Below are 8094 nucleotides of genomic sequence, written 5' to 3' on the forward strand. Positions count from 1 at the left end.
AACGACATGCGCAAGTACGTCAAGGACGGCACCGTCGACGGCTTTGAGCTGTGGGACCCGGCGAAGCTCGGCGAGCTGGCCGCCCGCACCGCGGTCGCGATGGTGTCGGGCCAGATCACCGGCAAGGAGGGTGAGACCTTCACGGCCGGCGCGATGGGCGAGTACACCATCGGCAAGGACGGCGTGATCAGCCTCGGCAAGCCGACCGTCTTCACCAAGGACAACATCGACCAGTTCGACTTCTGACGGCCGGCCCCCGGGGACGACCACTGTGGCCGGGCCGACCGCGCGAGCGGCCGGCCCGGGCCTACGATGAGGACCCCGGCGGGCGGGTACGCCCGCCGGGCCGTGTCGGGGAAGGGGAACGGGCGCGTGGCGCGCATGGTCGGAATCAAGGACGTGGCTCGGCATGCCGGGGTGTCCGTGGGCACCGTCTCCAATGTGATCAACCGGCCCGACACGGTGGCCGACGCCACCCGTGAGCGGGTCCAGGCGGTCATCGACCGGCTCGGCTATGTCCGCAGCGAGTCGGCCCGCCAGCTGCGCGCGGGCCGCAGCAGGATCATGGCCCTGCTCGTCCTCGACATGACGAACCCCTTCTTCGTCGACATGGCGGCCGGCGCCGAACGGGCCGCCCGCGACGCGGGCCTCGGCGTGATGCTGTGCAACAGCGCGCAGAGCCCGTCGGAGGAGGCCGAGTACCTCTCCCTCTTCGCCGAGCAGCGCGTGCGTGGCGTGCTCGTCACCCCGGCCGACACCACCGGCGCCACGCTGCGGGCGTTCGCCCGGCACGGCATCCCCTACGTCTTCGTCGACCGGATCGTCGCCAGCGCCGACGCCTGCTCGGTGTCCGTGGACGACGTGAAGGGCGGCGCGCTGGCCGTACGCCACCTGCTGCAGGGCGGGCACCGGGACATCGTCTACGTCAGCGGGCCGAGGAACCTGCCGCAGGTGCAGGACCGGCGGGCCGGTGCGCTGCAGGCCCTCGCCGAGGGCGGACTGCCGGCCGAGGCGCTGATGCACATCGAGGCGGAGCGGCTGGACGTCGCGGCGGGGCGGGACGCGGGGTCGCGGCTGCTCGGCATGTCCCCGCGTCCGACGGCCGTCTTCTGCGCGAACGACCTGCTGGCGCTCGGGGTGCTGCAGACCCTGTACGCGGCGGGGGTGTCCGTGCCGGGGGACATGGCGCTGGTGGGGTACGACGACATCGAGTTCGCGGCGGCGGCCGTGGTGCCGCTGACGTCCGTACGGCAGCCGGCGCGGCAGATGGGGCGGGCGGCGGCGGAGCTGCTGATCCATGAGACGGGCGACGAGGCGGAGGGGCACGAGCACCGGCAGATCGTGATGCAGCCGGAGCTGGTGGTGCGGGCGTCGAGCCTGCGGTGACGGGGGCTCGACGCCCGCTGCCTCACTCCTTACGGCCGCTGCTTCACGCCCTTACGGCGGTACTTCACCCCACGGCGACGGGCGCCCGCTCCGCGGCGAGCAGGCGCCGGATGTCCCGTACCGCGGTCCGTCCGGCGCGGTTCGCCCCGATCGTGCTGGCGGAGGGGCCGTAGCCGACGAGATGGACGCGGGGGTCCTTCACCGCGTGCGTCCCCTCGATGCGGATTCCGCCGCCGGGCTCGCGCAACCTCAGGGGCGCCAGGTGGTCGATCGCGGCGCGGAAGCCCGTGGCCCACAGGATGCTGTCCGCCTCGACGGTGCTGCCGTCGGCCCACACCGCTCCGGTCGGGGTGATCCGCTCGAACATCGGCAGCCGGTCGAAGACGCCCTTCGCGCGGGCCTCGCGGACGGCGTCCGTGACGGCGAGGCCGGTCGCCCCGACGACGCTCGTCGGGGGCAGCCCCTGCCGTACGCGCTCCTCGACGCGGGCGACGGCCTCGCGCCCCCAGTTCTCGTCGAACGGCTGGTCGTGCCAGACGGGCGGGCGCCGGGTGACCCAGTACGTGGCGGCGGCGACGGGCGCGATCTCCAGCAGGTGCTGCGTGCCGGAGGCGCCGCCGCCCACGACGATCACCCGCTCGCCGGAGAAGTCGTCCGGGCCGCGGAACCGCGCGGTGTGCAACTGGCGCCCGCGGAACGTCTCGGCGCCGGGGTAGCGGGGCCAGAAGGGCCGGTCCCAGGTGCCGGTGGCGTTCACGACGGTACGGGTCGTGAAGACCCCGGCGGAGGACTCCACGAGCAGCCGTCCGTCCGTCCCCTCGCGCACCGCGCTCACCTCGACGGGGCGCAGGACGGGGAGATCGAAGGCGCGCTCGTACGCGGCGAAGTACTCGCCGACCACGTCGGCGGCGGGCCGTCCGTCGTCCGCGGCGCCCAGCTCCATGCCGGGCAGGTCGTGCACCCGGTGGGCCTTGCCGTACGTCAGCGTGGGCCAGCGGAACTGCCAGGCGCCGCCGGGGCCGGGGGAGTGGTCCAGGACGACGAAGTCCAGGCCGGCCCTGCGCAGGAAGTACGCCGTGGAGAGCCCGGCCTGGCCGGAGCCGATGACGACGGTGTCGACCTCGCGGGGGACGGCCAAGTAGTTCATGTTTCATCTAACCGTGGAGGCGGTCCGGATCTTCCCCCGGCCGCCACCACCGCACGGTCCTGCCCGCCCCGCGTCCGGTCCCGGCCGTCCCCCCGCCGCCCGGTCCGGCGGGCCGGACGGCACACCCGACCGCGCCCGTACGACGATGGGGGCATGACGGACCGCTTCCAGACCCACGTCCTGCACCTGACCACCGGCTCCGGCGAGACGGTGACCGACCTGACCCGCGACGTCGAGGACTTCCTCCGCGGCGCCGCCGCCGGCCGCGACGGCCTCCTCAACATCTTCGTCCCGCACGCGACGGCCGGCATCGCGGTCATCGAGACGGGCGCCGGCAGCGACGACGACCTCCTCGCCGCCCTCCACGACCTCCTCCCGGCGGACGACCGCTGGCGCCACCGCCACGGCACCCCGGGCCACGGCCGCGACCACGTGCTCCCGGCGATCGTCCCCCCGCACGCCACGCTCCCGGTGATCGGAGGCAGCCTCTCCCTGGGCACCTGGCAGTCGGTGTGCCTGGTGGACACCAACCGGGACAACCCCCGGCGCCAGGTCCGTCTCAGCTTCCTGGGGTGAGCCGGGTGGGTGGGCCACCGGGCCGTAAACCCGATGGACGCCGGCGCGGGCCGCGGCTGAGAATCGGGCGCGATGACGACTGCCTCCGCACTTCTGCGTTCCGTCGCCCCCCTTCCGTATCCGCAGCGCATGCGCGAACTCGCCCTCTTCGCCTGGCGCGGCGCTGCGGACCCCGAGTTCACCGCCCTCCTCGCCGAACTCTCGGCCCAGGGCCGCTACGAGCGCCGCACCGCCCTGCACCTGGCCATGGCCGCCCGCGACCTCGGCTTCGTCGCCGCCGTCCTGCGCGGCCCCGACCTGGACCTGCGCCGCGCCGCGCTGCGGGCCGTACGCACGCTGCCCGTGCCGGACGACGACGTGGCCCGCGTACTCGACGACGCGGCGCCCCGCGAACTGCGCCGCGCCCTCTACGCCACCTTGCGGCACAGCCGCCGGGACGCCCTCGCCGACCGGCTGCTGCCCCGGGTGCGTGAACGCTGGGGCGAGGCGGAGGCGGCCGCCCTGCTGCCCGCGTGCCGCCCGCAGACGGTCGACCGGCTGCTGCCGGAGCTGGCGCACGCGGTGGTCGCCTGGCGGGCGCTGTCCGTACGGCATCCCCTGGCCGTACTGGACGACGCCCGGCGCGAGTTCACCGACGGGCGCGGCCACGGGTGGACGCGGCGGCGCGGCAGCGGTTTCGAGCACGTCGCGGCGGCCGCGCCCGGAGCGGTCTTCGCCCTGCTGGAGGAGCTGGGACCGGAGCCCGCGCCGCGCCTGCTCTTCGAGCAGGCCGCACGTCCGCTGTACCGGGCGGACCCCGGCCGCGCGTTCGGGCTTTGGCGGGCCTGTACGGCGCGCTACTGGCGCGGCGGCGGCCACCCGCCCCGGTCGGCGGTCCGCGCGCTCACCGACGCCGATCTCGCGTACTACGCGGGCCGCGTGCACGACGGCGCCGCCGCCCGGCTGCTCACGCAGCTGCCGCCCGGCCGCAGGACCGCCGTGTACGACGAGATGATGCGCGACACCCCCGTCGAGCGCGTCCTGCGCCGCCTCCCCTTCCTCGGCCTCATCGCCCCCGCCCGGGCCGCCGAGGAGGCGCGGCGGATGCTCGCATGGCACGCCGGGGCCTGGCACTCCTCGCGCAGCCGCCTCGACGACCCCGACCTCCCGCTCAGGCTCACCGCCCAGCTGCCGTACGCCGAGGCGGCACCCGTGCTGGCGGAGGCCGCCACGGGCGGCGACCCGCGCCGGCGTGGCCTGGCCCGCCGGCTGCTGCTGCGGTGCGCCGAACAGGCCGGCGACCGCGCCGTGCTGGCCGACGTCGTCGCCGGGCTGGCCGCGCGGACCGCCGCGGAACGGGATCCGCTGCGCCAGGAGGCGCTGGTGGCGCTCGGCACGCTGCGGGTGGGGTCGTACGACGCCTCGCTCGCCGGGTCGTTCGAGCGGTTCGCCACCGCGGTCGTCGACGCCCGCGACACCTCCCCGGCCACCTGGGCCGCGCTGCGCACCCTCGCGGACCGCGTGCTGCGGCACCACGACGGCCCGGCGCTGACCGCGTGGGCACTGGACACGTACGGGCGCCTGGTCGCGCGCTTCGGCGTGCAGGTGTTCCTGCGCGCGGGCGGTCAGGCGCCCGCGCGCGCACCGCGCCGACGCAGACAGCGCCGGCCGGACGGCCTGGGGTGGCACCGGCTGGACCTGGTGCTGCGCCCCGGGCAGGAGGCAGCCCTGCTGGACTCCCTGCGCCCCGCCCTCGACGCGGAGCGCGCACGCGGCACCCATCTGCTGCCCGTCGGCCTCGCGCAGTCCCTCGGCCGCCGGGCGTACGCCCTGCCCGGACTGCAGGAGTCGCTGGGCGTCGCGTGCGCCGAGGGGTCCGCGCCGCTGGTGGCCGAGGCGGTACGCCGGTGGCTCGCGGACCCGCGCAACCGCGAGGAGCGCGCGGTCGCGCTGCTGGACCGCGACGCGGAGGCGGTGTCATCGCCGATCGTGGAACGGGTCCTGCTCGCGCGCCGTACCGACCTCATCGCCACGGTCCTCGACGGCAACGCCGAATGGGCGCCGGCGGTGGGCGACTTCGCCGGCCGGTGGACGCCCGGCCAGGCGGAGCGTGTCCGCCTCCGGCTCGCCGAACGCGCGGCGGACGCCGGGGCGGGGGTGGACGTACGGATCGGCGCCGTGGCCTCGGTGGGACGCGGCGGCCCCGCGTTCGGCCGGGAGGGAGCCGACTGGCTCCACTCGATGACGGGCGGGACGGAGCACGTATTCGCCGAAGCCGCCGTCGAGGCTCTCTGTCGCCGCGGCGGCGCGCGTACGCTCGACGCCGTGCCCGCGCTCGCCGGAGGGCCGCTCGCGGCCGCCGTCGTGGCGTCCCTGGGCCGGGCGTGCGCCCAGGTCCCCGACGACCGGCTGCTCCCCGTACTGGAACGGCTGCTGACGGCGGACGGAGTGAAGCTGACCGTGCGCAAGGCGGCCGCCCGCCAACTGGCGCGTACCGGGCGGGCGGAGGCCACCGGGTTCCTGCTGGAGCGCCTCCGTTCGCCGGGGACGCACCGTGACCTGCGTGCGGCGCTGGCCCAGGCGCTCGCGGGCCGCGTCGAGGATCCCCGCGTGCTGCCCGTCCTCGCGGAGGCGGCGGACGGCGATTCCGACGAGACGTTCGCCCGTACGCTGTTCGCCCTCCAGCCCTACGCCTGTCCGCCCGGCCGCCGCGCCGGATACGCGGATCTGGTGCTGCGGCTGCTGCTGACGGCCGACGGGCCGGGCGTGCGCTTCCGGGGCGGGCGGGCCTTCCGGACCTGGGCGGTGCACTACGGGGGGGAGGTGACGGGTGTCGTCGAGTCGTTCTGCACCCGGTGGGAGTCGGACGGCGCGGCCGAGGCGGTGCTCGCGCTCGCCGGCTCGGGCGTCATCCGTGACCAGGTGCCGTACCTCGTCGACCGGCTCACGGCCGCCGAGGCCGCCGGTACCGGCGCCGTCGAGCTCACCCCCGTTCCCTCGAAGCGGCTGGACGGGCTCACGAGCGCCGTCGGCACCGCGGCGAAGACCGGTGAGGCGTGGGCCGCGGACCTCGCCGAGCGGGTCCGGGACCGGCTCGCCGCCTGCCCGGGGCAACTCCACCGCGCCACGCGGCTGCGCCTGCAGATGCTGGACCCCGAGGACGCCGAACGCTTCGCGGCCGCCCTCCTGGAGTGCGCCGAGTCGCTGCGGGACCACCCGGTGCTCGCCGCCCGCGCGGCGGAGTCCCTGCGCCGCGAGCACGGCCGTTACGGCGGCGGCACGACGGCCCCGCCCGAGTCCCTGGAGGCCGCCGCGGCCGCGCTGTTGCCCCGTACCGATCTGGCCGCCGCGGGCCACCTCGCGCTCGCCGTCGTACGCATGGGCGGTCCGGAAGCCGACTGGCCGCCGCAGTGGCTCGAGCGGCTGGACGCCCTGCGCCGCTGGCCCGACGAGGACGTGCGGTACGAGGCGGCGGAGTGACACGCCGGGCGTGACCCGCCGGCCGGGTGCCATCGGCCGGCGGCCTCGCCTATCGTCGACAGTCGACAGGCGCTCCCCGGCGGCCGGGGAGCGGGCCACTCGAGCGGAGGTTCACTGTGCGTTACCGTGAGCTGGGTCGGGGCGGGATCGAGGTGTCCGAGATCGGGTACGGGGCCTGGGGCATCGGCGAGTCGATGTGGGTGGGGGCCAGCGAGGACGAGTCCGTGCGGGCGCTGCACCGGGCCATCGACCTCGGCGTGAACTTCATCGACACCGCCCGCGGGTACGGGCGCAGCGAGCGGATCGTCGGCCAGGTGGTCCGCGAGCGCGCCGGCGACGAGGTGTACGTGGCGACCAAGGTGCCGCCGAAGAACCTCAAGTGGCCGGCGCCGGACGGGCTGGACCCGGCGGCGACGTTCCCCGGCGCGCACATCCGGCACAGCCTGGAGACGAGTCTGCGCGAGAGCGGCCTCGACCACTTCGACGTGCTGCAGTTCCATGTGTGGAGCGACGAGTGGATGGGCCGGGGCGACTGGCTGGAGACCGTCGTCGACCTCAAACAGCAGGGGAAGATCCGGCTGTTCGGCGTCTCGATCAACGACCACCAGCCCGACAACGCGCTCGCCCTCGTGCGCAGCGGCGTCGTCGACACCGTCCAGGTCATCTACAACATCTTCGACCAGTCCCCGGCCGACAGCCTCCTGCCCGCCTGCGCCGACCACGGCGTCGGCGTGATCGTCCGCGTCGCCCTGGACGAGGGCGGTCTCACCGGTCAGGTCACCGCGGACACCGCGTTCCCCGACGGCGACTTCCGCAACCACTACTTCCGCGGCGACCGCGCCGCGCAGGTCGGGGAGCGGGTCGCCGCGATCGTCGCGGACCTCGGCATCGAACCGGACGAGATCGCGGAACACGCCCTGCGCTACGTGCTCAGCGCGCCCCAGGTCTCCACGGTCATCCCCGGCATGCGCTCGGTCCGCAACGTCGAACGCAACACGTCCTACGGCGACGGCCACGCCCTCACGGAGGAGCAGCTGGCGGTACTCGCCAAGCACCGGTGGCAGCGCAACTTCTACGCCTGAGGGGCTCCTTCCGCGCCGGAGCGCTCCCGCTGAGCGCTCCGGCTACACCCGAGGTGCACCCGGATCCGCCGGGATCCGTTCGGCCGCGGGGGTGGGTCCGGCCTCCGGGGGGGGCGGACGAGGATGCCCGCCGCGCGGGCTCCTTCGATGTCCGCCTCCGGGTTGTCGCCGACCATCCGGACCCGGTCCGGCGTGCCCGCCCGGGCCTCGAGCGGCGCCGAGCGCCGGTTTCCCGCGCGGTGGGCGAGCGCTCCGCCGAAGTCCCGCCGGACGGCGCGGCCGGGCATGCCCGCGGGCATACGGCTAGGGCCTGTCTTTCGGATCTTGTCGCCTGTGACTGGGCGGTGTGGTGCCGGGTGGCTGATCGGCACAGGCCAGGCAAGGGCGCGTCGTCCGGTGCGTGCAGCTGCAAGGCGGAGGAGGGAGTCGACGCGGAGCGTCGGC

At 75.6% G+C, this 8094-nt stretch carries 6 protein-coding genes and 1 pseudogene; 5 read left to right on the top strand and 2 right to left on the bottom strand.

The window, feature by feature from the left end:
• A pseudogene (locus AB0M28_RS38855) lies at positions 1-246 on the top strand (rhamnose ABC transporter substrate-binding protein); the annotation flags it as partial.
• 135 nt (positions 247-381) lie between these two features.
• Positions 382-1386: a LacI family DNA-binding transcriptional regulator gene (locus AB0M28_RS38860; RefSeq protein WP_365415301.1), complete on the top strand. Its 1005-nt coding sequence runs from the start codon at positions 382-384 to the stop codon at positions 1384-1386.
• A 64-nt stretch (positions 1387-1450) separates the two neighbouring features.
• Here the strand turns inward: AB0M28_RS38860 and AB0M28_RS38865 are convergent, their stop codons facing one another.
• Entirely contained in the window at positions 1451-2533 is a 1083-nt protein-coding gene (locus AB0M28_RS38865) for an NAD(P)-binding domain-containing protein (RefSeq protein WP_365415292.1), read from the bottom strand.
• A 153-nt stretch (positions 2534-2686) separates the two neighbouring features.
• Between AB0M28_RS38865 and AB0M28_RS38870 the strand changes: the two genes are divergently transcribed.
• From AB0M28_RS38870 to AB0M28_RS38880, 3 genes are all read left to right on the top strand, one after another.
• Entirely contained in the window at positions 2687-3109 is a 423-nt protein-coding gene (locus AB0M28_RS38870; RefSeq protein WP_365415294.1) for a YjbQ family protein, read from the top strand.
• 72 nt (positions 3110-3181) lie between these two features.
• Positions 3182-6568 (top strand): hypothetical protein, encoded by a 3387-nt coding sequence (locus AB0M28_RS38875; RefSeq protein WP_365415295.1) that lies wholly within the window; start codon positions 3182-3184, stop codon positions 6566-6568.
• A 116-nt stretch (positions 6569-6684) separates the two neighbouring features.
• Positions 6685-7650: an aldo/keto reductase gene (locus AB0M28_RS38880; protein ID WP_365415297.1), complete on the top strand. Its 966-nt coding sequence runs from the start codon at positions 6685-6687 to the stop codon at positions 7648-7650.
• Here AB0M28_RS38880 and AB0M28_RS38885 read toward each other — a convergent pair.
• The gene (locus AB0M28_RS38885; protein WP_365415299.1) at positions 7641-7949 is read right to left on the bottom strand and encodes an HAD hydrolase-like protein; all 309 of its coding nucleotides are present in this window, start codon (positions 7947-7949) and stop codon (positions 7641-7643) included. The genes AB0M28_RS38880 and AB0M28_RS38885 overlap by 10 nt on opposite strands.
• Positions 7950-8094 lie beyond the last annotated feature (145 nt).

Origin of the sequence: Streptomyces sp. NPDC051940 (genome assembly GCF_040680895.1) — a bacterium.
In the GTDB taxonomy this organism is placed as follows: Bacteria; Actinomycetota; Actinomycetes; order Streptomycetales; family Streptomycetaceae; genus Streptomyces.

Excerpts from the sequence above, each read along its gene's own strand:
- AB0M28_RS38875 (WP_365415295.1), top strand. The coding sequence starts at position 3,182 with ATGACGACTGCCTCCGCACTTCTGCGTTCCGTCGCCCCCCTTCCGTAT.
- AB0M28_RS38865 (WP_365415292.1), bottom strand. The coding sequence starts at position 2,533 with ATGAACTACTTGGCCGTCCCCCGCGAGGTCGACACCGTCGTCATCGGC.
- AB0M28_RS38870 (WP_365415294.1), top strand. The coding sequence starts at position 2,687 with ATGACGGACCGCTTCCAGACCCACGTCCTGCACCTGACCACCGGCTCC.
- AB0M28_RS38860 (WP_365415301.1), top strand. The coding sequence starts at position 382 with ATGGTCGGAATCAAGGACGTGGCTCGGCATGCCGGGGTGTCCGTGGGC.
- AB0M28_RS38885 (WP_365415299.1), bottom strand. The coding sequence starts at position 7,949 with ATGCCCGCGGGCATGCCCGGCCGCGCCGTCCGGCGGGACTTCGGCGGA.